A 20,541-nucleotide genomic window follows, 5' to 3' on the forward strand; every position below is an offset into this window, starting at 1 on the left:
GCTGTCACCATAGGTGTAGAGCCTATCTTAAAGCGTAGGAAAAATGCGAAGACTCACGGCGCGAGAATGCATGAGCTGAAGATTCATTTTATTTAACAAAATTAGCTGAAGCCATGCCCGCGGAAAGCGAAGCATTTTTCCGGAGCTGTTCCCAGCACTCTATACATTTCAAAACACTCTTTATTTATGTCGCTTCTATAAGACAAAACGCTGTTATACCAAGAATTTTATACTTTCTTTAATTATAAGAAAAGCTCAGGAGCGCCCGATTAAAACAAGAGCGACTTCAGAATCAACTGAGATAAAGGAATCACGGTGAGTTTACGAACCGATGATGACTTTCACCTAAAGACATAAGGACGATTGGTGAAGTCGCCTAGTTTTTGGCGCTTGGAGCTAGACATCTCCGTTTATACTTTCTTACATATAAAAAAAAGCAACTGCTTCTGAAGTAGCAGTTGCTTTTTTTTATTTCATTTCTGGAATTACTCTTACCTCTTGCTTCATTTCTGATTTGCATATTGGACATGCTGGTTCTTTATCAAATGAATAATTCTCACGCATCCAGCCTTGACAATCATCACTTACACAAGACCATACATTAGTCTCGACACTTTGTACTGGTTCTTTCTGGTTATTAAAATAAGCCATACGGCACTCCCTTTCATGGGTTATACCTCTATTATACGCCTATTTGTCCGTAAATACAAAGTTATCCGAAAAAACCTTTCAATGTGAAACGATAACTGTAAGAACGGTTGGCATGCAGACGATATTCTGGATGAACCTGTTGTCCCCAGCTATCATCGCCCCCTACACCCATTTGCCATCCATTCACTCGGACAGAAACTTTGTCTGACTCTGGTAACTTATAGTGATGACTAGCTTCTTCTAATTCAAATGGTGTATGGCTAAGTGCGTTTACTTCTACCGTTGGATCGCCTGTTATCTTCAAACCATTTCCTTGTTCATCGAAAAGCTCTAACCAGCGGACACCACATTTATTTCCACTTTCCTGTGGCTTTAAATAAGGCTCGAGCTGATCTTTTACTTTTCCGTTATGAATAGCTACCTTGCCACTTTTTTGTCGATCCCAATATGTTTCATGAGGGCCCTTCCCATACCATGAGATATTTTCAAAAGTGTCTGTAAGTTCAAAACGCATTCCGACTTCCGGTATATCAGCCAAAGCTTCACCACCTGGCAATAATTGTTGTTCTACTTCAATTGTACCGGTTGGATCAATAGAGTAAGTTAATTTCACCATCGAAATAGTGGAAGTAGGCAACTGATAGCTCGCTTCAACCGCTACTTTCTTTTCAACCTTATTGACCTTGAAATGTATTAATTGTCTTTCAAGACTTGCTTTGCGCCACGCTTGGCTCTTATGATCAACGTTCGCACCACGATCATTATCTGTCATTGCTCGCCAGTAATTAGGAACAAGTGGCTCTTTGATAAACTCGATATTATTTACTTGATAGGAGGATAATAATCCTGATTCCTTTTCAAACGTAACAGAGAATTGCTCACCAGTCATTCGATAGACATTAGCATCTTCTTCCAGATTTACTTCGCCTGGGAATGTTTCTGTATTCGAAGCTGCTGGGACAATAAATTGTTCGAACGCTACTTCATGATCTGCTTCTGCCCAAAATGGTGTCTGATCATAAATTACTTGTAATGTAACAATTTGTTCTTTGGTTGATTGAAATTGCCCGCTTTGATAGGATAATTGTACAATTTGCTCACTGCCAGCATCAGCATCTAGTGGATGAACACCAGACTCTAATACTTCTCCATTCTCTTCGACCGTCCATACTAGTTTAAAATCTTGTAAACTTTGAAAAAGGTTTTTATTAATAACTTTAAATTCACCTGTCTTCATATCGACTGTTTCAAAGTCTATATTACGGTAGCATGCTTTTGTTTCTATCAACTTGGGAGAAACGGTGCCATCGGCAAAGATTAGACCATCTCCGGCAAAGTTACCATCGTGAGGAGATTCACCAAAATCACCGCCATACGCGAGAAATTCCGTACCATCCTTTGTTTTATGTCTTAGTGCTTGATCCTTCCAATCCCAGATAAATCCACCTTGTAAAGAAGGATAATTATCAAATAGCTCTGTATATTTGTGCAGATTACCTGTTGAGTTCCCCATAGAATGACTGTATTCACACAAAATGTACGGCTTTTTATCGCCTGGCTGATTCGCATAAAATTCTAGTTGCTGTGGACTGCGGTACATGGTCGATTCCATATCAGACGCATCATCTGATGGACGGTAATGAAAGACCCCTTCATAATGGACAAGACGAGTCGGATCTGCCTTCTTGAAATAGTCATGCATTTTCAAGAAATTATCGCCACCAAAGGATTCATTTCCAAGTGACCAAATAATGATAGAGGCATGATTTTTATCACGTTCATACATCGATTTACAACGGTCTAAGACATTGGCAGTCCATTCTGGTTTACTTCCTGGCAATGCATCCTCCAATGTTTCCTGACCATAACTCCACGTACCATGTGTTTCAAGGTTTGTTTCATCAATTACATACAAACCATATTGATCACATAAATCATACCACTTCGGATGGTTGGGATAATGCGACGTTCGAACCGCATTAATATTGTATTGCTTCATAAGGACAATATCATCAATCATATCTTGTTCTGTTACAGAACGTCCTCTGTCTGCTGTGAATTCGTGACGATTGACCCCTTTAAAGATAATCCGTTTTCCATTAATATGCATAATATTGTCGATTAGTTCGAATTGACGGAAACCTACTTTGGTTGCAAAAACCTCAAGCACCTCATCATTGTCACCTGTTAATGTAAAAACAAGCGTGTATAAATACGGTTCCTCAGCACTCCATTTTCTAGGATTTGGTATTGTTGTTTTCGTTGTTACTTCCGCTTTTTCTTTATTAGTAATATCAAGATCAACCGACTGTTTTGTAACGACTTCGTTATTATCCGTTAATAATTCTACTTCCAATCTGCTGGCAGAGAATGATTTTTCAGCATAGTTGATTAATTGTGCTTGTACTTCCAATTCTGCATTTTCATACGCTTCATCAAAAGTAGTTCGAACACGATGATCATAAAGGTGAATGTCTGGAAAAGCATATAAGTAAACATCACGAAAAATCCCGCTCATACGCCAAAAATCTTGGTCCTCTAACCAACTTGCATCTGCCCAGCGATATACTTCCACCGCTAATTTATTTTCTCCACTTTGCAAATAGGGAGTCAAATTGAATTCAGCAGGCGTAAACGTGTCTTCACTATAGCCAACAAGTTCTCCATTTAACCAAACATAAAAAGCTGCCTCGACCCCAGCAAAGTGTAGCACAACAGGTTTTTCGTCCCAATTATCAGGTAACATAAAGGTTGTCGCGTATTGTCCAACCGGATTATAATTGGTTGGAGCAAATGGTGCTTCAATGTTCTCGTGTTCAATCCATGGGTACCTTGTATTGGTATATTGAGGATAATCATATCCTTCTAACTGCCAATGAGCCGGCACCTGAATCTTATCCCAAGTTGACACATCATACTCTGTTTCGTAAAAATTCTTCACTTTTTGATCTGGATTTTCCGAAAAGCGAAAATGCCATTTACCATTAAGTTTTTTGTAATAGGTTGACTTCTCTTCCTGTTGTGACAAAGCTTGCTCACGATTTTGATAGGCAATCGCTAAGGCATGCTGCGGCATTCTGTTTACTTGAAATATCTCCGGATTGTTGTTCCACTCCGGGTACCCATTTTGCGGTGGTATGTAGTTTAATTTAAATTTATTTAACATAATAACGCCTCCTCTGTTTTGAAATCGGATACATTCTAGCAAAAATATTGTGTTTTCTTACGTAGTATAATAAAATAATAAGTAAAACTAGTCAAGTTAAATTTTACTTATTTTACTTAAAAGGTAGTGAATGTTATGGCAACCATTAAAGAAATTGCAGAAAAAGCAGATGTTTCCATTGCTACTGTCTCCCGAGTATTAAATTACGATCCGAAGTTATCAGTAGGTGATGAAACGAAAAAAAGAATCTTTGAAATCGCCGAATCCCTGTCTTATCAAAAAAAGACTCCCCGGAAAAAATTAACGAGAAGAATAGCTTTTGTACACTGGGTAACGGAAACAGAGGAACTTACCGATTTATACTATATGGGCATAAGACATGGCATTGAAGAACAAGCAAATCAACATCATTTGCACTTATTAAAATATACGGTTCATGAACTGAATGATATACCGAAAGATATAGATGGAATTCTGGCTGTCGGACGTTTTAGTAAAAAACAAATAGCCCAATTCAAACAGCTAACACAGCATGTAGTTTTGGTCGATTCCGACATTGAACATGACGATTGTGATGCAGTGCTAACAGATTTTAAAACCGTCATCAGGCAAGCAGTAGATCATTTATTAGCTCGTAATATCTCGAAGATTGGATTTATTGGTGGAAAAGAAAGGCTGCAAGGATCAACGGAGCCCACTAATGATATTCGTGAATACTATTTCCGAGAATATGTGAAAGAGAAGGGTTTATTAGATGAACGTCTTATTTTATTAGATCATTTTAACGTTGACAGTGGATATGATTTAATGGATCAGTTTCTGGACAGAACAGGAGCAGATCAGATAGGTTTTATCACTGCCAATGATCCACTGGCTATTGGCGCTCTAAAAGCAGTAAATGAGGCAAAAATTGAAATACCTGAACAGATTAGTTTAATCGGTATTAATGATATCAGTGTTTCGAAATATGTCTTCCCTGCCTTAACCACCATTCGTATTGAAAAAGAACTAATGGGGAAAACAGCAGTAGATTTAATGATGGAACGTTTACGAGATGATCGACAAATTTGCAAGAAAGTCTACATTGATACCACTTTAATAAAACGAGAAACAACCTGATATTCATTATCAGGTTGTTTTATTTGTTACATTATCTTTTAAAATATGCAATGTTTGCGCATCTTTTAGAAATTGTCTTTCGTCATCATCTTTGACAAATTCCATTAATACATATCGGTCACGACCATCTTTCTGGATAGCTTCTAAGTACTGTTGCCATTCCCCTTCACCACTTATTAGCTCCAAGCGATCGGCAAACGAATGCCAATGAAAAATATGAACATTGGTAATCCATTCATTCACTAAATCGATACTCGCTAACCGTTCCTCTACCGACACACCGTTAGAAGGCTGCCAATATAAGAAAAGATTATCGTGATTGATCCTTTCCATCAGCTGTCTGGCACTTTCTTTCGTATCCGTCATCGTATTATCATGATATTCTAAATGGACACTAATTCCTTCATCTGACGCTAAATCTGCTATCCGTTGCGCATCCTCGACAACCTTTTTTAGATAGCACTCATCCGCTTCTTTACTTCCTTTCATCCCTGCCCAGACACGAATTGCTGGTGCTTGTAATTTCTTTGCCGTTTCAAGGATTGTTGTGAAATCATATTCATTTCCGATATGATCTGCTAATCGATAGTAAGACCCGTAGGAACTTACCTCTAACCCACGCGATCTGGTTACTTCCCCAACTTCTTCAGCATGGTCATAATCACCTGGGGGAACATGGACATCTCCTCCCCATTCAATGCCGTCTAACGAAACTTCCATCGCTAAATCTACAATTTGTTCCGGATTTTTATCACGAAATGTTACCGAGCATAATCCTAGTTTCATGTATATTCCCCTTTCTTAGGCCATTGTTTGAAATTGTTCTTTGGATACAGACCATTGAAGTGGCTTTTCATTGATATATCGCTTTAATTCTTCTAACATATAAGCACCCATTCTTCCACACTCTTCTCCTTCGCTTCCTGCTAAGTGTGGTGTTAAAACAACATTAGCCATTTGATATAACTCTGATCCTTGCTCTGGTGGTTCAGGATCTGTTACATCCAATACAGCTGTGATATCCGTTCTGTCTCGTAAAACTGCTATCATTTCTTTTTCCCGCACAATCGCTCCTCTGGCGGTATTGATAAAACTGGCACCTTTTTTCATTAAAGAAAAATGATCAGCCGTAATCATGCCAATTGTTTCCTTCAACAATGGCGTGTGTAGTGAAATAACGTCTGCAGATCGGAATATATCTTCCAATGAACAGATTGTAACACCTAATTGATTTGCTTCTTCCTCTGAAACAAATGGATCGTATGCTAGAATGTCTATATCAAAAGGCTTTAACAATTCTAACGTATGTCTTCCGATGGTACTTAAAGAGAGTAAACCGACAACACTTCGGTAAGCGCCTTTTACTTCAAATGGTTTGGATGGATATTGTTGTGAAGCCTGGATATCGCGAACAAATGACCAGCCATTTTTTAAACAAAATAAGATTTGTGATAAGGTGAATTCCGCCACTGGTCGTCCATTTGCTGTAACCGCTGTAGTAAAAAGGATGCCTCTCTCCCAAGCTGCATCTGTTGCGATTGATTTAATCGAGCCTGCTGCATACAACACAGCTTTCAGATTTGGTGCATGCTCTAGCAATCTCTCATCCAACGTTGGGCAACCCCAGCCAGTTAGTAAAATTTCGACATCTTCAAGGATCGATAGATCGTCCCATAATTGTTCTTTGCTCATAGGTTCAGCTACTATATCTACTGATTCCCCGATCTCTTCTCTGACAAACTGCGGATATACTAAATTAAATGTACTTTGCTCCATTACATAAATCGCTTTTTTCATTGGTTAACACCTTTCTATCTAATAAATTTTTATTTATCTATTTAACTAGAAACGATCAAAACCCATCCATAGAAATCATTCCATAAGTTTTCTTCTTTCGATAATCAGAACACTGTACTTAGCGTAGGCAAGATACTTAGACTCCTACGGGAACAGCGCGAGCCGAAGATCCCGCAAGAAAACGTTCTATGTTTTCTGAGGAAGCTAAGGCCGTGCCCAGTGGCATAGAAGACACTGTGAAAGCTTGGTTGAACAGATGTCGCACTTGTGCCCTCGGGTGAAAGCGCAGTATCTTGCCGGAGCGTTTCCTAGCACTCATCAAAATACAGAATGAAAGAAAGTAAATCACAAAAGAGTTACTTCACTTTTTATGTTTTTTTGTGCATATTATTAATTTTCTTGCTTTCAAATGAGAAATCGACAAGTTTTTCTTGTCGATTCTTAGTTAGGATTCTATTAATGTTTCTAAAAATTGGGTGGTTCTCTCATGATTTTCTGAATTAACTGGTACAATTAAAACCTTGTCCTGGAAAAGTTCGACATCATCAAAAACATCCAACTGATTGCTATCCATCCCATATGAATTTTCCGTTCCAAAATCATATATTTCTACTCCATTTTCTTCTATCAATGACATGTCGACAACCTCTTCTACTTGTAATATGCCTTCCTGTTCCACCATTTGTTCGGCTATTGCTTCATTAGTTACAATGATATCAACCATGTTAGCACCAATATTTGCCCAAAACTTTTGTATATCTGCATATGACATGTCTGAAATAGAACCGCCACCAGACGTAATATTATTTACTGTAACTTTGAAATCATCAAAATATTTCTCATTCATTTGATTGGAGAATTGTTCGGTAATTTCATACGGTATTTCACTGACAACCATGACTTCATAGCTTTCCTCTTTATCCTTAAAAACTGTCGATAAAATAGATATCAGAAATGCTACTCCTAACACAGTCCCAATAATGTGTAATTTATAATATTCCCAAATATAATCTACTGCCTCTTTAAAAGACATCGTTTTCAAAGTTTCCCATAATTTTTTCATCGTGTACTTACTCCCCCTGCTACAAATCTGTCTTTAAGTGCGTGTTCAAAAAGGTGCCAAATTAGAAGCAAGAAGATCGAGACGACGAAGTTTTGAGTAGCGGAACGTATGCTTTTAGATACGTGAGCAACGGAAAAACAAGCCAACAAAGTGATTCGCCGCTTATCATTTGGTGCCTTTTTGAACATCCTCTTTATTCACGAGTATATCACATTCATGAGAAACTGAAATTGCAAACATCGAATTTACACAAAGTTTCCATTAATATACCTACTTTCAACTCCATCATAAAGTTAAGAGATTAGCAACTGATCTTTCAACCAATCATATGATTTTCTTCCACTTATTTCGTGAACTCCCGGGAAAATATCATAAGCAAATTTTTCCGGACGGTTATGATAGTACCTTTCTAATTGTGCAATTGCTTCTTTGACATATTGATTCGGAAATATAGGATCTTTTTCACCTGACTCAATAAACAAGCTTCTCGGTGAGATTAATGATATCCATTCCGGTAATTCTGCGTAATTTAATATACCCGGTATATAATTATCAATACAGTGATGCATCGCCATAATGCTTCCCTTAAAAGTATTCGTAAACCCTGTTAGCACCGTTGCACTTACGCGAAGATCTAATGCTGCAGTATAGGTAGTAATTACTGCTCCTCCGGAAAAGCCCATCATACCAATCCGTGCCTTATTTACATCTGTACATGCTTCCATATAATCTAATAAACGTCGCGCTTCCCAAATTCGTAATCCTGCTAATGTTTTCCCTTCCATTAAAAGGCTCGTTGCCATCGCTTCACAAGAATTAAGGTTTCCTGCTTCCTTATCGCGTGTCAGACGACGCTCCCCAAATCCGATCACTTCTGGCGCAAACACTTTTAAACCACGTTTGACCAGCTCTACGGCAAATTGGTTGTGAATGCCTGGCTCTCCTTGCTCTTCTTCTCCACTTTTGGTCAGTCCAACTGCTTCTTTGACACCATAGCCATGACCGTGAAGTGCTAATACAGAAGGATATGTTTGAAGTTCATTTTTAGGTGTCAGGACATAGATGGGTATGTAGATTAAATCTGTAACTGGTAAAGAAATCAATTCTCTTGTATAGTCATCAAATTCTTTAGTTTCGATTACCTTTGGTTCCATCTCCACTCTTGTTTCATCTAAATAAGAGAAGTCACCTAATAACTCTAATAAACTACTTTTTAAAGTTAGTTTTCGTTCGACTGGGCCTACCGCTTTAAAAGTTTCTTCTAATGCATTGTCATAAAATTGATTAAACAATTGATCTAACTGATTCATTAGTCCAACTCCTCTTAGCTAAATTATGAAAACGTTTTAAAACGTAATTCTATTATATACGATTTTTGTTCTTTTAAAAAATAAAAGATGTCAAAGAAATTATAAATTATTTTAAAAATGGCTAACCTTCCAAAATTGAAAAGTTAACCACTAAAGAATAGTCACGCTTATAATCCACCACAAGTTCTTCCAGTTTGTCTTTTTATAAATGTATCTCTTTCTCCGCCATCAGAAAGTTCTTCTGAGAATTCATGGTCTTTCTTGTTTTTTATCTTGTCGTTTGTATTTTTGGTTTGTCTTTTATCTTTCATCTTGAGTACCTGTATCCATATTTAGATAATCATTCCCTGGTTGTTGAAGCTTCGTTTCATCCCTGTCAGGATGGTGTGTTTCATGATTAATTTCACGTATTTCCTCTTGTTCAATCTCGACTCTTTTTGGTGTTCTTTCCTTCTCTTTCATTTTTATCCCCCTCACACTTCTAGTTTATTTAATTAAGGTGAAATTTTGCTTTGCAATTGCCCCATACCTCTGCTAAGCACAGTCTTTTATTATGAATTATTCCTCACTTGTTCCATTTCTTTATTAGCAAAATACTCGTTTGCTTCTTCTAATTCTTTGTGCGCGTCAACCGAGTCCCCTGCATAGCGCTCAACTGTATCTTCAAGATGTGCCGGATCTATGTCTTTTCTGATCCCCAATTCACCATCTTGATTCGCTGGGATGGGCATTTGAAAACTTTTTTTTCGTTCTCTTTTCATGATGATCACCTCGCTTTTATCTTTTACTTTCCTACTGTTTTCATACAACAGGTATAAAAAAAGATTTGCATTTTGAGGAATAGAACAGGAATTGCAGTTAAAAATATGACTGTATTGGAAGTAAGAATAAAGCAGATGATGATAATTCAAGGAGGTCAAACAATGGCTCGCATTGGAGTAGAAGAGTCCTTAACAGATGTTCAACAACAATTACAAGCAGATGGACATGAAGTCATTACCTTAAGACAAGAAGAAGATGCCAATGGCTGTGATTGCTGTATCATTTCCGGTCAAGATCAGAATGTGATGGGAATGCAAAACACAGCTATTCAAGGTTCTGTTATTAGCGCACAAGGACATAGCGCAAATGATATTAGTCAGGAAGTACAACAAAAATTGCAACAACAGCAGTAATTCTGAACATAAAAATTCAAAAATTACCAAATATTAAAAACTGAATTTGACAACAGAAATCAATTTCGATCAAGCATATTTATCGAGACATCAAAAAACCAGCAGTTCTCTTACACTAAACTGCTGGTTTCTTTTATGGATTCTATAGAATAATTCAAACTACCTCTTCTTCAAAAACACTTTTGGAATATTTGATTTAAAACGCAATAACTCTCCTGTAACTGGATGTTTAAACGCTAATACGATAGCGTGCAAGCCAAGTCTGCCAATTGGATTTATTTTCGATCCATATTTTTTATCACCAACGACTGGATGACCTATGTCAGCCATATGAACTCGAATCTGATTTTTTCTACCGGTTTCTAAGTAAACAGAAAGCAGCGACAGATTGTTGTTGGATTTAATTACCTTATAATGCGTTATTGCCTCTTTTCCATCATTCGGTTTCTCACTTGAAAACATTTTAAACGTTTTGTTTTCTTTAAGCCAAGAAGTGATCGTGTCTTCGTTTTTGGTTAAAACGCCTTCAACTAGAGCTACATAGGAACGCTCTTTCACCATATCCTTCCATCCATGTTGTAAGGTTTGCTTTACTTTTTCACTTTTAGCAAACAACATTACTCCAGATGTATCTCGATCAAGTCGATGTACAACATAAACACGATTCTTTGGATTGATTTTACGAACATAGCTCATCAATTGTTTATAAGCAGTATGTGAGTTTTCCTTTTCGTTAGACACCGATAACAAGCCTGTATCCTTTTCAATAACAATGATCGAATCATCTTCATAAAGAATATTCATTTTTTCAAAAGTGGCTGCTTTTGCTGCTTTGTTTTTTTGAATCGTGACCGTATATCCGGATTCGAGCTTAAAATCATGTTTGGTCACTTCCTCATTATTTACAAAAACCTGACCACGTGTAAGGATTGACTTAACGGAATTACGACTTCGTTGTGGCATGATAGCGAGTAAGAAAGTAAGGAGTTCTGCTGGTTCATCCACCTCATATTTCTCCATGTTGGGGTTCTGACTAAGATTCATTATTTATTATTACCTCCGTTCTATATTTCATTATACCCTTTTTGTCATTGATATGATATATTATGGCTAAAAATCTTGAAGTATACTTTTTCTTCTTTAAAGCAAGCTAATGGCAATAATGTTTCGATAAAGGAGATATCTATATGGAAGGTAGTTGGCTTGCGATTATCCCTTTTGTTGTTGTCATTGTAACTGCAATGGCAACGAAGCAAGTATTTCCAGGATTGACCCTTGGATTAGTCGTTGGAGCTTATATTGTCGAACCATCCTTAATTGGAGGTATTGAACAAGCCACACAATATATAGTTGGTAGCTTAACGGATATCAACAACTTAAAAATCATCATTTTCTTATATATGTTTTCAGGTTTAGTTGGAATTATGAAAGCTTCTGGAGGTATTAAGGGTTTTGTCGAATTAACTTCCAAAAAAATTAACTCAAAAAGGGAAGCACTATTATTAACTTGGACATCGACACTTGGTACATTCAGTGCACCTAGCTTTCGAATTGTAACAGTAGCACCAATTATGAAGGCATTATTACAAAAAATTAACATGACTCGTAAGGAGCTTGCCTTTATGATTGAGACAAGTACTCAACCTGTCATTGTCTTAATTCCCATTGCTACTGCTTTTGTTGGTTATATGGTTTCCGTTATAGAAATGGGATTACAAAATCAAGGAATTGAAGCAGATCCTTATTCATTGTTTATCCGTAGCATTCCATTTAACTTTTTTGCGATATCAATGATTATTATTGGTACGTTATTCGTTATATTTCGCCATTCGAAAGAAGTTGATCAAGATGAACGGGATCCTGAACAAATAAAAGAGGAAGACAACACTGCTGTATCCGATGAAATATCTGCAAAACCGTGGAATCTAATCATCCCTGTCTCGTTAGTCATTATATTGACTTTGTTCCTTACCTGGTGGGACGGAAATCAACAAGGACATGGGTTTTTCCAAGCTTTTATCGAAGCCGATGTCTTACAGGCGATGGTGATGGCGTTATTTATTACTTTAATCATAACGATTTTCATGCAAATCATCCAAAAAAATTCATTAAAAACCACTATTCACGAATTCATTGAAGCTGGAAATAATCTAATGTCCGTTATTCTGTTATTAGCCGTAGTCTGGGCACTATCCTCTGTTACAGAAGACCTTGGTTTTTCAACGTTTGTTACGAATAACGTAGATTGGGTACCAACTATGTTGATTCCTCCTGTTATGTTTTTAATTGGTTCATTTGTGTCCTATTTTATTGGATCCTCCTGGGGAACATGGGGAATCTTGATGCCACTTGGTATTTCTCTAGCACAAGTTGCAGATGCATCTTTACCCTTAGTCATTGGAGCGGTATTTGCCAGCGGATCCTTTGGCTCTATTGCTTCACCGTTAAGTGATAATAATAATACGATTGCTGGATTGTTGAATATTAATGCAGTGCAATACGCACGGTATAAATTAGTTCCCGCCTTAATCGCACTAGGTATTTCCGCTGTTTTATATGGTGTGATGACATATGTTTTATAAAGTGAGACTTTCATCAGTGGAGGCTTACAGACAAATAGCGCCGTGATAATCTAAAGTGGAGGTATATCATGAATTCGAGCAATTTTATCAAATCACAAGATGGTATCAACCTTTTTTATCAAACATGGATTCCTTCCAAACCGAAAGCGGTAATTATTATTGTTCATGGTGCCGGTGAGCATTCCGGTAAATATCAACCTATTAGTGAACAATGTATACAACAAGATATTGCTGTAGTTGCACCTGATTTACGAGGATTTGGCCAATCAGAAGGAGCGCGAGGGCACGTTAATTCATTCCAGGATTATGTAGATGATCTACATCATTTAGTGGCGTTGGTATCTGCCAGATTTGAACACTTCCCCATCTTTTTATTTGGCCACAGCTTAGGCGGTTTAATCGTGATCCGCTACAGCCAAATTTACGCATATGAAACTAAAGGAGTAATTTTATCAGCACCTGCACTGGCATTACGTTTAAAAATCCCTATGATCGGTAAAAAAGTATTAGAACTTTCTTCAAGGTTCTTACCCACATTATCGATTAATCCTATGAAATGGCAGCCAATCATCAGACGAATGCGCCATTTAGCACCATACTTACCGCAGAAAAAAACGTTGAGTTATGATCCTCATATGACTGCTGAGATTACACCTAAATGGCTGGTAGAATTGCTACAAAACGGAATAAATGCTATTACGGATGCTGCTTTATTTCGCTTTCCAGTACTCTGTGTCTATGACAAAAAAGATCCCATTGTACAACCTATTATCATTCAGGATTTTCTGGACAAGTTAGATGTGATGGATAAAAAAAAGTTATCCTATAATGACGGTTTTCATCACCTTTTAAATCCCGATTATCATGAATCAACGATATCAGATATTGTTAAATGGATCGATCATCGTTTGTAAAGAAGTTGAAGTGGAATTGCTTTCTCCCTTTCTGAATTTTGATGAGCGCCGGAATACCACTTCGGCAGAATACTACGCTTTCCGTGGGCACGGCTTCAGCTTCCTCGGAAAGCAAAATCTGAATTTTCATTAGTTCGTAGCTAGCTTTTGTCTGCTTTTTAATCAGCTATCGGAGCAGTCCATATATGGTCGGTTTTTCTTATTTTCTCCAGTCAAATCCAATTTCGTTTAAGAATGTTTTCGCTAACAACGTATGTCCGGTATGATTGGGATGAACACGATCCCACGCAATTGCTGCTGGATAGAGATCCTTTGTAACTGTGTTAAATGCTTCTTGCGTATCAATAAATAAGGTATGATGTTCATCAGCAATTTGCTTGACGACTTTTCCGTATTGATCCATCTTATGACGCATGGCATCGTTCGGATTAGGTTCGATATAATATGGTGTCATTAGCACTAATTGCTTTGCTTTTGATTGAGTTTGCTCGACTAATTCTCGGAAAGTCTTCTCATATTCATCGATATAAACATGACGATCCGGAATAAAAGGGGAATCGAATTGGCGCCAGACATCATTAATGCCAATCATGATGACTAACCAGTCCGGCTTTTGGTCAAAGACATCTTCTTGCCAACGTGCTTTTAAGTCTGTTACATTATTTCCTGATATACCTTTGTTGACCACACGTATTCCTAGCTCAGGATATGTCGATTGTAAGAATGCATCGATGATTGCTACATATCCGGTTCCTAATGCTTGAAATAAGCCTTCTCCCTCTGGTTTCGCTCGATCACAATCCGTTACGGAATCTCCTATGAACAATAATTTTTGGTTTTTTTCTAGCTTCATTTTTTGGTCCTCCTAATAAAATATCCTTGAATTGGTAAAGATATCATACTTATCACGACTTGTTGTAGAAAATTGGGCTTGCTACATGCTAACGAGCAAGGATTATCGAATAACTCTAACACCCCTCGTAAAAGCGCTTTCTAAAATAGCATATTCATATATTAGCATATTAAAGCAGTCAAGCCAATAAAGTCGTTGATTCAAATGATATTGCGTAAGGTTGGAGTAGTGGGCTTATCGACGATTACTCATATAAAAAGCCCTCAGAAAAATTCTCCGAGGGACATCTTTTACTTTAGTAAATTCCATTTCTTACTTGCTCTGATTAATAAAGGGAGGCTTATCCGAAAAATCCTCAAATGATTAATTTATTCGTATTTTCCACCGGTTGTAATTTCAGTATTTGAGAAATTCTCTACGGATGTACCTTTTTCATAGAAATGCTTCGCATTTGCCAAGATTCCTTCTCTTGTGTAAAAAGGACTCTTTTTCGTTAATGGTAATGTCACTGTCCGCTGGTAATTGGCAGATTCATAGATTGCTGTAATCAGTTCTAATGTTTGACGTCCCTGTACTCCATCTACTAAGACTGGTTTGTTTTCAATAATTGCATCGAGTACATTTTCGATTTGTCCGGGATGTCCTTCATGTTCAAGCTCAGGCTGGCTGTCAAAAGTTTCTGTCAATTGCTGTGCTAGGTCAGGATCATCATTTGGAAAACCGTTTTCTTTTGATACGGATGCTTTTACCTTCCATGGCACGGAGACACGGGCTTTCTTACCTTGGAAAATTAATTGTTGCTCTTCCCCGTGGTGAACGACTGAACTTGTGATCTGTGCTAAACTACCGTCCTGATAACGACCAATTGCAACCGATATATCTTCCACTTCGGCATTATCATGGGCCATATTACTTGTTACCGCAGTAATCTCTGATGGCATCCCACGCATCCATTGGAAAATATCAATGTGGTGAACCGCATGGTTTAAAGTACATCCACCACCTTCTTTTTCCCAGGTACCTCGCCACCATAAGTCATAATAACTGTGTCCCCTCCACCAAAAGGAATCGACTTGCGTGTGCAGGATCGGTCCCATTAATTCTGTCTCCAGTACATGCTTCAACTTCATCATTGGGGTAGTAAAACGATTTTGGGCCACAACAGAGAGAATTTTGTTATTCCGTTTTGCGGCATCTACCATCGCATCACACTCTTCCAAAGCAGACGCCATTGGTTTCTCTACTAGTACATGTTTCCCTGCATCCAAACCTTCAATGGCGATATCTGCATGGGTATATGGCGGTGTACAAATGGATATGAGATCAACTTCTTCCTGAGCTATTAAATCCTGATAATGGTTATACACATTTGCATCAAGATTGAAATCCTCTTTCATTTTTTCTGCTTTTTCCGGATAAATATCACATAATGCAACGATCTTACACTTACTTGAAAATTGTAAATAACCTTTGACGTGGGAAGGGCATATTGCTCCTGCACCTATTATCGCTACTTTTTGCATCATAATCCTTCCTTTCTTATTTAAATTGAAACCAGCTAAAGTTAAAATGAGAACCTGGTAAAAAAATGAGCGCTACTTTTTGCACACCTTTGATCTGTTCTAGTTCAAAGCTTTTTTCTTTATAACCATCGGTATGATTGAACTCCAGAATTTCAGCTCTCTCCTCATCTCCATCAAAGAAACGAACATGAATCGAATTTTTATCAATCGGTGAATGACCGTTAATTTCTAACTGAGTAGCACCTTGGTCTCCAAAGTCAAAATTATCGAACTCAAAAGAAACATTATTTCCAATTTCTTCGACTCGGTCTGGTAACTTATTGAATGTGTCACCATAAATTTGATCAGCATCTACCACATAATTTTTTGAAAAGGCACGGTTACGTTTTTTAAAAGAGAATCCTTTTATATGCATCTTTTTATTTGTAACGAAAGAGATCGATGTAACGCCTTTTAGTTTTTGGGAAAGCTTAAATGTTTCCGGTTGGTAAACATTCCATCTTGATTCTTTCTGATAAATGGTATCCGCTAATCGTTTACTGTTCGGATCATCTGGCATTCCTTCCCAAATCTGGAGGTCGTATACTTCACTTGAAAGTGCAAAAATAGGAACGGTAATAACATCTGATCCTTCTTTACCGAAATCAATATTACGGAATCCTACTTGTGTTTCACCATCTCGGCTGGTCGCTATCCCTCGCTCGTTACCGTTTGTCACTTCCCCTTTGCTATCATCATACAAACCCGCAGAAACAAAGGAGAAAGGGTCTTTATATGCAGTGCCTAATCCTTCTGCTTTACATTCTAATTCGGAAATTAAGTTGATGGTGTCTTTTCCATTTTTACTTGTACAACGAACTCTGAAATCACCGTCTCCAAAAGCAGTAACTGTTGCTTCCTTTCCATCCGCTTTAATAGTAGCAATGTTAGACACAATCCCAACGTCATTTACCACGCTCCATTCCACTTCAGTATAATCTGTATTAGTTGGGTAAAGCATGGCACGAACTTTAATTTGTTGCTTTTCTTCGTTTAAGATTTGTCCGCTGTCTGAACTAATTTCGATTTTCCGTACTGGAATTTCTTCTTGTTTTCCCGTTAACACTTTCATTGGCTGGTTATGATCCAATGACTTCCCTTTTTTGTTTGACATTGATGTTTCTTGCGAGAATAGTTGTATGGAAGCTTTCGGTAATTCAGGTGAAGTAACTGTAATCGTGACCGAACCAGCTTCTAATGTAGAACCAATGATCGCCATCAACTTACCGTTAAATAATCGTCTACTTACCCCTTTGTATTGGTCGTAATCCGTACTGTCTCCATTATCCAATCCTAACAATCGACCTGCACCCTGGACATCAACATGCACACGATTGTTGGCGTTTTCGACAGGATTGCCATTTCTGTCATTCATACCAATTTCGATAAAAGTAAGATCTGTTCCATCTGCTTTTATGGTTCTCTGATCAGTCTCCAATTCTATCTCCGCAGGATCTTCAAATGAATATTTTTGATCATGTGCAATCATATGGTTATGCTCATCATAAGCATAGGCTTCTAAGGTTCCTTTTCGATACAATACTTTCCACCACCCGGATATGGTTTCTCCATGCTGATGATCTAATTCCTGGATTCCTAATGAATCACCATTTAAGATTAATTCAACTTTTGGTGCATTAGTTGCTACTCTAACGTCAATCATTTGGCCTTCATTAAAATCCCAATATGGAAAGATATGAACCATTGGTGCTTTCTTATAATCCGTCCATGCCGATTGATAAATAAAATAAGAATCCTTCTTGAAAGTTGCTGTATCAATTTGGCCAAAATAAGCATTCTTGGTATGATATGGAGTCGGTTCCCCAATATAATCAAAACCAGTCCAAATAAATTGCCCTAATGAACATGAAGTATCACGTTCTTTAAGTAATGCCGCTTCTATCGATTTCGCCCCCCAGCTTGTAGCACTATTTCCAAGTGAAGAACAATGCTGATCATCATCTGCTAAAATTGGCTTATCGAATGGAAAGTGATACACGCCTCTACTTTGAACAATGGCCATCGTTTCACTACCGTAAATCACCCAATCAGGGTGCTCTTCATGATGTTTCTCATAATATTTTTCTCCGTAGTTATACCCAACCACCTTGATCATATCAGCACACTTTTGTGCATTTTCCCAAGGCATGTAATTGGAACCAATTGTAACTACTGCATTTTGTTTAGGGTCAAATTGATAAACCGCTTCCATTAAGTCCTGTGTTACTTGTTGTCCACGTTCATCAGCATGAGTATCATAGATTTCATTTCCGATACTCCACATCAAGAGACTAACATGATTTCGATCCCGTTTCACCCATGATTCGATATCTTTGTGATACCAATTCTTAAAAAATCTTGCATAATCATATGAGGTTTTCGATCTTTCCCAGATATCAAATGCTTCCGTAACAACCAGAATTCCCATTTCATCAGCCAGTTCCATCAACTCTTTTGCCGGCATATTATGTGCTGTACGAATTGCATTGACTCCCATATCTTTTAAAATCTGCATTCTTCTTTTTAAAGCATTAACATTAAAAGCTGCTCCTAATGCTCCTAAATCATGGTGTTCATTGACACCATATAATTTCATATGGTCACCATTAAGGAAAAAACCTTCTTTCGGATCAAGTGTTACTTCTTTAAAACCAATATGCTGAGTTTGTGACTCTACTATTTCAGATCTATCTTTTTTCTCTAACGTAGTAGTTAATTTATACAACTGAGGGGAATCGATATTCCATAGATTTGGATTGGCTATCTGTAATGACAATTCACTGGAAGTTTGTCCTTGTTCGATTAGACTGGAAACAGTGGATATCTCCTCTCCCTCTTTTTCAAGTGAATGTGTTAATACTAGTGATTCAGAGGATTGTAGATTAGTGCCACACTCCACTCTCCAATGATCATTATTTTTAAAGGTAGATACATAAATGCCATCCGTTTCGATATAATTACGACTACGCTTCTTCACCCAAACATTTCGATATATACCTGCTCCTGTATACCATCTACTGTTCGGACTTTGATAAGTTACTTTTAGTAATATGTCATTCTTACCTGCAACTAGAAACTTCGTAATATTGTGTTCAAACTTAGAATAGCCGTATTTCCACTCTCCTACGAATTGGTTATTCACATATAACTGAGAGTCCATGTATACACCCTCGAAACATAACAATACATCAGCATGTTCTAGTACGGGCTGATAATTTAACGTTTGTTTATACCAACCGATACTATTTTCGTACAATTTTTTCGTATTATAAATTAGCCAATCATGTGGAATTTCCACTGGTTGAAAATCAAGTTGTTCACTTGTTTTTGTGTCTAAATCGCTTTTGGCAAATAACCAATTATCATTAAATAATTGCGTTTGATTGATCATCTTGATTCCACCGTCACTTTCTTTTTATTAATTATGTATGCTGTTGTCATCATGAACATTTTTGTCTTTCACAAAACTAACTTTCACGTCTTGAATCATCGGTTTTGTATTTAATATGAGTAACCAGGCAACTAAACTGCTAATAAACAAAATAATAAAATCAGAGGTAAAAAACATTAGCACGACTGTTAGGAAAAGAATCCCGATATTTCCTGTTGTTCTTTTAATCCATGTAAAAAAATAAAATAAAGATAATCGATAAATATCTCTTATTCGGAATTTATAATGCGTTGTAATAACTAAAGCATAAAATGCAAAAATGACCATAACAAAAAGAAGCACTAGAAAAATACCACTTAAAATTTGATACCAGACAGTTGGATTTTGATTAAAATATTGAATATCGATAATCAAGATAAATAAAGCTGTTATTATAGGAATCCAGACTTTTAATACATCCCAGAAATTCGTCTTATATGCCTGGACAAATTCTTTGAATGGAGCTACTTCATTTTTTCTTGCCAATACACTTAAACTGTGAAACAAAGCTGCACAAGCGGGACCAGAAGGGATAAATGCAATATAATAAAAGATAGCATTTGAAATACTAGGAATTAACAAAATAAATGCTGAAAATAAAAGAATATTGCTCATAACAAACAAAAGATTAAATATTATTAACCAATATACATAATTAGAAAAACGATAAAACCCACCTTGATTGTAATCCATCAAAAAATCCTTTCTTTCTATCTATTTATCATTTATTTTACTATAAATTCTTTTGATGCGATGATTTAGATATAAAAATCTTATATAACTTTATTCAATTTTCTGATGAAGTAAATGAAACAAGTAGATTTTTAACTTTATCTGTTAAATACAGTATTCTGGTCCTTTACTCATTCTTGACAACCTACATAAGGAAAAGAGATAACACGGAGATATGAATTCCCCG

At 37.0% G+C, this 20,541-nt stretch carries 18 protein-coding genes; 4 read left to right on the forward strand and 14 right to left on the reverse strand.

From position 1 onward, the window contains the following. Positions 1 to 468: 468 nt before the first annotated feature. Together BM121_RS03570 and lacZ are read right to left on the reverse strand one after the other, a co-directional pair. Positions 469 to 651 (reverse strand): cold-shock protein, encoded by a 183-nt coding sequence (locus tag BM121_RS03570; protein ID WP_091481279.1) that lies wholly within the window; start codon positions 649 to 651, stop codon positions 469 to 471. A 61-nt stretch (positions 652 to 712) separates the two neighbouring features. Further along, on the reverse strand, positions 713 to 3,817 hold the full coding sequence (gene lacZ, locus BM121_RS03575) for a beta-galactosidase, LacZ type (protein ID WP_091481282.1): 3,105 nt from the start codon (positions 3,815 to 3,817) through the stop codon (positions 713 to 715). A gap of 135 nt (positions 3,818 to 3,952) precedes the next feature. Between lacZ and BM121_RS03580 the strand changes: the two genes are divergently transcribed. Further along, on the forward strand, positions 3,953 to 4,936 hold the full coding sequence (locus BM121_RS03580; protein WP_091481285.1) for a LacI family DNA-binding transcriptional regulator: 984 nt from the start codon (positions 3,953 to 3,955) through the stop codon (positions 4,934 to 4,936). Positions 4,937 to 4,945: 9 nt separating this feature from the next. Here the strand turns inward: BM121_RS03580 and BM121_RS03585 are convergent, their stop codons facing one another. The 7 genes from BM121_RS03585 to BM121_RS03605 all read right to left on the reverse strand — a co-directional run bounded on the left by BM121_RS03585 (position 4,946) and on the right by BM121_RS03605 (position 9,867). Beyond that, positions 4,946 to 5,722 carry a sugar phosphate isomerase/epimerase family protein gene (locus tag BM121_RS03585; protein ID WP_091481288.1) on the reverse strand — a complete coding sequence of 259 codons (777 nt, stop codon included), beginning with the start codon at positions 5,720 to 5,722 and terminating at the stop codon, positions 4,946 to 4,948. A gap of 15 nt (positions 5,723 to 5,737) precedes the next feature. Next, the gene (locus tag BM121_RS03590) at positions 5,738 to 6,733 is read right to left on the reverse strand and encodes a hydroxyacid dehydrogenase (RefSeq protein ID WP_091481290.1); all 996 of its coding nucleotides are present in this window, start codon (positions 6,731 to 6,733) and stop codon (positions 5,738 to 5,740) included. Between the two features lie 445 nt (positions 6,734 to 7,178). Further along, a complete protein-coding gene (locus tag BM121_RS03595) occupies positions 7,179 to 7,796 on the reverse strand; it encodes a hypothetical protein (RefSeq protein ID WP_091481293.1) in 618 nt (205 codons plus the stop codon). 293 nt (positions 7,797 to 8,089) lie between these two features. Next, entirely contained in the window at positions 8,090 to 9,106 is a 1,017-nt protein-coding gene (locus BM121_RS03600) for a dienelactone hydrolase family protein (protein WP_091481295.1), read from the reverse strand. A gap of 167 nt (positions 9,107 to 9,273) precedes the next feature. Further along, the gene (locus BM121_RS21960) at positions 9,274 to 9,417 is read right to left on the reverse strand and encodes a hypothetical protein (RefSeq protein WP_175495311.1); all 144 of its coding nucleotides are present in this window, start codon (positions 9,415 to 9,417) and stop codon (positions 9,274 to 9,276) included. Next, positions 9,407 to 9,568 carry a hypothetical protein gene (locus tag BM121_RS21965; RefSeq protein ID WP_175495312.1) on the reverse strand — a complete coding sequence of 54 codons (162 nt, stop codon included), beginning with the start codon at positions 9,566 to 9,568 and terminating at the stop codon, positions 9,407 to 9,409. The genes BM121_RS21960 and BM121_RS21965 overlap by 11 nt, the downstream gene beginning before the upstream one ends. An 89-nt stretch (positions 9,569 to 9,657) precedes the next feature. Beyond that, a complete protein-coding gene (locus BM121_RS03605) occupies positions 9,658 to 9,867 on the reverse strand; it encodes a hypothetical protein (RefSeq protein WP_091481297.1) in 210 nt (69 codons plus the stop codon). Between the two features lie 162 nt (positions 9,868 to 10,029). On the opposite strand from BM121_RS03605, the gene BM121_RS03610 reads away from it, so the two are divergent. Then, positions 10,030 to 10,281 (forward strand): YkuS family protein, encoded by a 252-nt coding sequence (locus BM121_RS03610; RefSeq protein ID WP_091481299.1) that lies wholly within the window; start codon positions 10,030 to 10,032, stop codon positions 10,279 to 10,281. 159 nt (positions 10,282 to 10,440) lie between these two features. Here BM121_RS03610 and BM121_RS03615 read toward each other — a convergent pair whose 3' ends face one another. Then, on the reverse strand, positions 10,441 to 11,325 hold the full coding sequence (locus BM121_RS03615) for an RluA family pseudouridine synthase (protein WP_091481302.1): 885 nt from the start codon (positions 11,323 to 11,325) through the stop codon (positions 10,441 to 10,443). A 143-nt stretch (positions 11,326 to 11,468) separates the two neighbouring features. Between BM121_RS03615 and BM121_RS03620 the strand changes: the two genes are divergently transcribed. Together BM121_RS03620 and BM121_RS03625 are read left to right on the forward strand one after the other, a co-directional pair. After that, positions 11,469 to 12,863 carry a Na+/H+ antiporter NhaC family protein gene (locus BM121_RS03620; protein WP_091481304.1) on the forward strand — a complete coding sequence of 465 codons (1,395 nt, stop codon included), beginning with the start codon at positions 11,469 to 11,471 and terminating at the stop codon, positions 12,861 to 12,863. A gap of 68 nt (positions 12,864 to 12,931) precedes the next feature. Continuing rightward, on the forward strand, positions 12,932 to 13,777 hold the full coding sequence (locus BM121_RS03625; RefSeq protein WP_091481307.1) for an alpha/beta hydrolase: 846 nt from the start codon (positions 12,932 to 12,934) through the stop codon (positions 13,775 to 13,777). Between the two features lie 199 nt (positions 13,778 to 13,976). On the opposite strand, the gene BM121_RS03630 is transcribed toward BM121_RS03625, so the two are convergent. The 4 genes from BM121_RS03630 to BM121_RS03645 form a co-directional block, all read right to left on the reverse strand. Further along, on the reverse strand, positions 13,977 to 14,630 hold the full coding sequence (locus BM121_RS03630) for an SGNH/GDSL hydrolase family protein (protein WP_091481310.1): 654 nt from the start codon (positions 14,628 to 14,630) through the stop codon (positions 13,977 to 13,979). A 368-nt stretch (positions 14,631 to 14,998) separates the two neighbouring features. Then, on the reverse strand, positions 14,999 to 16,153 hold the full coding sequence (locus tag BM121_RS03635) for a Gfo/Idh/MocA family protein (protein WP_091481314.1): 1,155 nt from the start codon (positions 16,151 to 16,153) through the stop codon (positions 14,999 to 15,001). Between the two features lie 16 nt (positions 16,154 to 16,169). Next, positions 16,170 to 19,583 (reverse strand): glycoside hydrolase family 2 TIM barrel-domain containing protein, encoded by a 3,414-nt coding sequence (locus tag BM121_RS03640; RefSeq protein ID WP_175495313.1) that lies wholly within the window; start codon positions 19,581 to 19,583, stop codon positions 16,170 to 16,172. Positions 19,584 to 19,610: 27 nt separating this feature from the next. Continuing rightward, positions 19,611 to 20,315, reverse strand: coding sequence for a YesL family protein (locus BM121_RS03645; protein WP_091481317.1), 705 nt, complete (start codon positions 20,313 to 20,315; stop codon positions 19,611 to 19,613). Positions 20,316 to 20,541 lie beyond the last annotated feature (226 nt).

It is taken from the genome of Gracilibacillus orientalis (assembly GCF_900114645.1).
Classification (GTDB): Bacteria; Bacillota; Bacilli; order Bacillales; family Amphibacillaceae; genus Gracilibacillus; species Gracilibacillus orientalis.

Excerpts from the sequence above, each read along its gene's own strand:
- BM121_RS03600 (WP_091481295.1), bottom strand. The coding sequence starts at position 9,106 with ATGAATCAGTTAGATCAATTGTTTAATCAATTTTATGACAATGCATTA.
- BM121_RS03610 (WP_091481299.1), top strand. The coding sequence starts at position 10,030 with ATGGCTCGCATTGGAGTAGAAGAGTCCTTAACAGATGTTCAACAACAA.
- BM121_RS03640 (WP_175495313.1), bottom strand. The coding sequence starts at position 19,583 with ATGATCAATCAAACGCAATTATTTAATGATAATTGGTTATTTGCCAAA.
- BM121_RS03570 (WP_091481279.1), bottom strand. The coding sequence starts at position 651 with ATGGCTTATTTTAATAACCAGAAAGAACCAGTACAAAGTGTCGAGACT.
- lacZ (WP_091481282.1), bottom strand. The coding sequence starts at position 3,817 with ATGTTAAATAAATTTAAATTAAACTACATACCACCGCAAAATGGGTAC.
- BM121_RS03615 (WP_091481302.1), bottom strand. The coding sequence starts at position 11,325 with ATGAATCTTAGTCAGAACCCCAACATGGAGAAATATGAGGTGGATGAA.
- BM121_RS03625 (WP_091481307.1), top strand. The coding sequence starts at position 12,932 with ATGAATTCGAGCAATTTTATCAAATCACAAGATGGTATCAACCTTTTT.
- BM121_RS03635 (WP_091481314.1), bottom strand. The coding sequence starts at position 16,153 with ATGCAAAAAGTAGCGATAATAGGTGCAGGAGCAATATGCCCTTCCCAC.
- BM121_RS03605 (WP_091481297.1), bottom strand. The coding sequence starts at position 9,867 with ATGAAAAGAGAACGAAAAAAAAGTTTTCAAATGCCCATCCCAGCGAAT.
- BM121_RS03585 (WP_091481288.1), bottom strand. The coding sequence starts at position 5,722 with ATGAAACTAGGATTATGCTCGGTAACATTTCGTGATAAAAATCCGGAA.
- BM121_RS03595 (WP_091481293.1), bottom strand. The coding sequence starts at position 7,796 with ATGAAAAAATTATGGGAAACTTTGAAAACGATGTCTTTTAAAGAGGCA.
- BM121_RS03620 (WP_091481304.1), top strand. The coding sequence starts at position 11,469 with ATGGAAGGTAGTTGGCTTGCGATTATCCCTTTTGTTGTTGTCATTGTA.
- BM121_RS03630 (WP_091481310.1), bottom strand. The coding sequence starts at position 14,630 with ATGAAGCTAGAAAAAAACCAAAAATTATTGTTCATAGGAGATTCCGTA.
- BM121_RS21965 (WP_175495312.1), bottom strand. The coding sequence starts at position 9,568 with ATGAAAGAGAAGGAAAGAACACCAAAAAGAGTCGAGATTGAACAAGAG.
- BM121_RS03645 (WP_091481317.1), bottom strand. The coding sequence starts at position 20,315 with ATGGATTACAATCAAGGTGGGTTTTATCGTTTTTCTAATTATGTATAT.
- BM121_RS03580 (WP_091481285.1), top strand. The coding sequence starts at position 3,953 with ATGGCAACCATTAAAGAAATTGCAGAAAAAGCAGATGTTTCCATTGCT.
- BM121_RS21960 (WP_175495311.1), bottom strand. The coding sequence starts at position 9,417 with ATGAAAGATAAAAGACAAACCAAAAATACAAACGACAAGATAAAAAAC.
- BM121_RS03590 (WP_091481290.1), bottom strand. The coding sequence starts at position 6,733 with ATGAAAAAAGCGATTTATGTAATGGAGCAAAGTACATTTAATTTAGTA.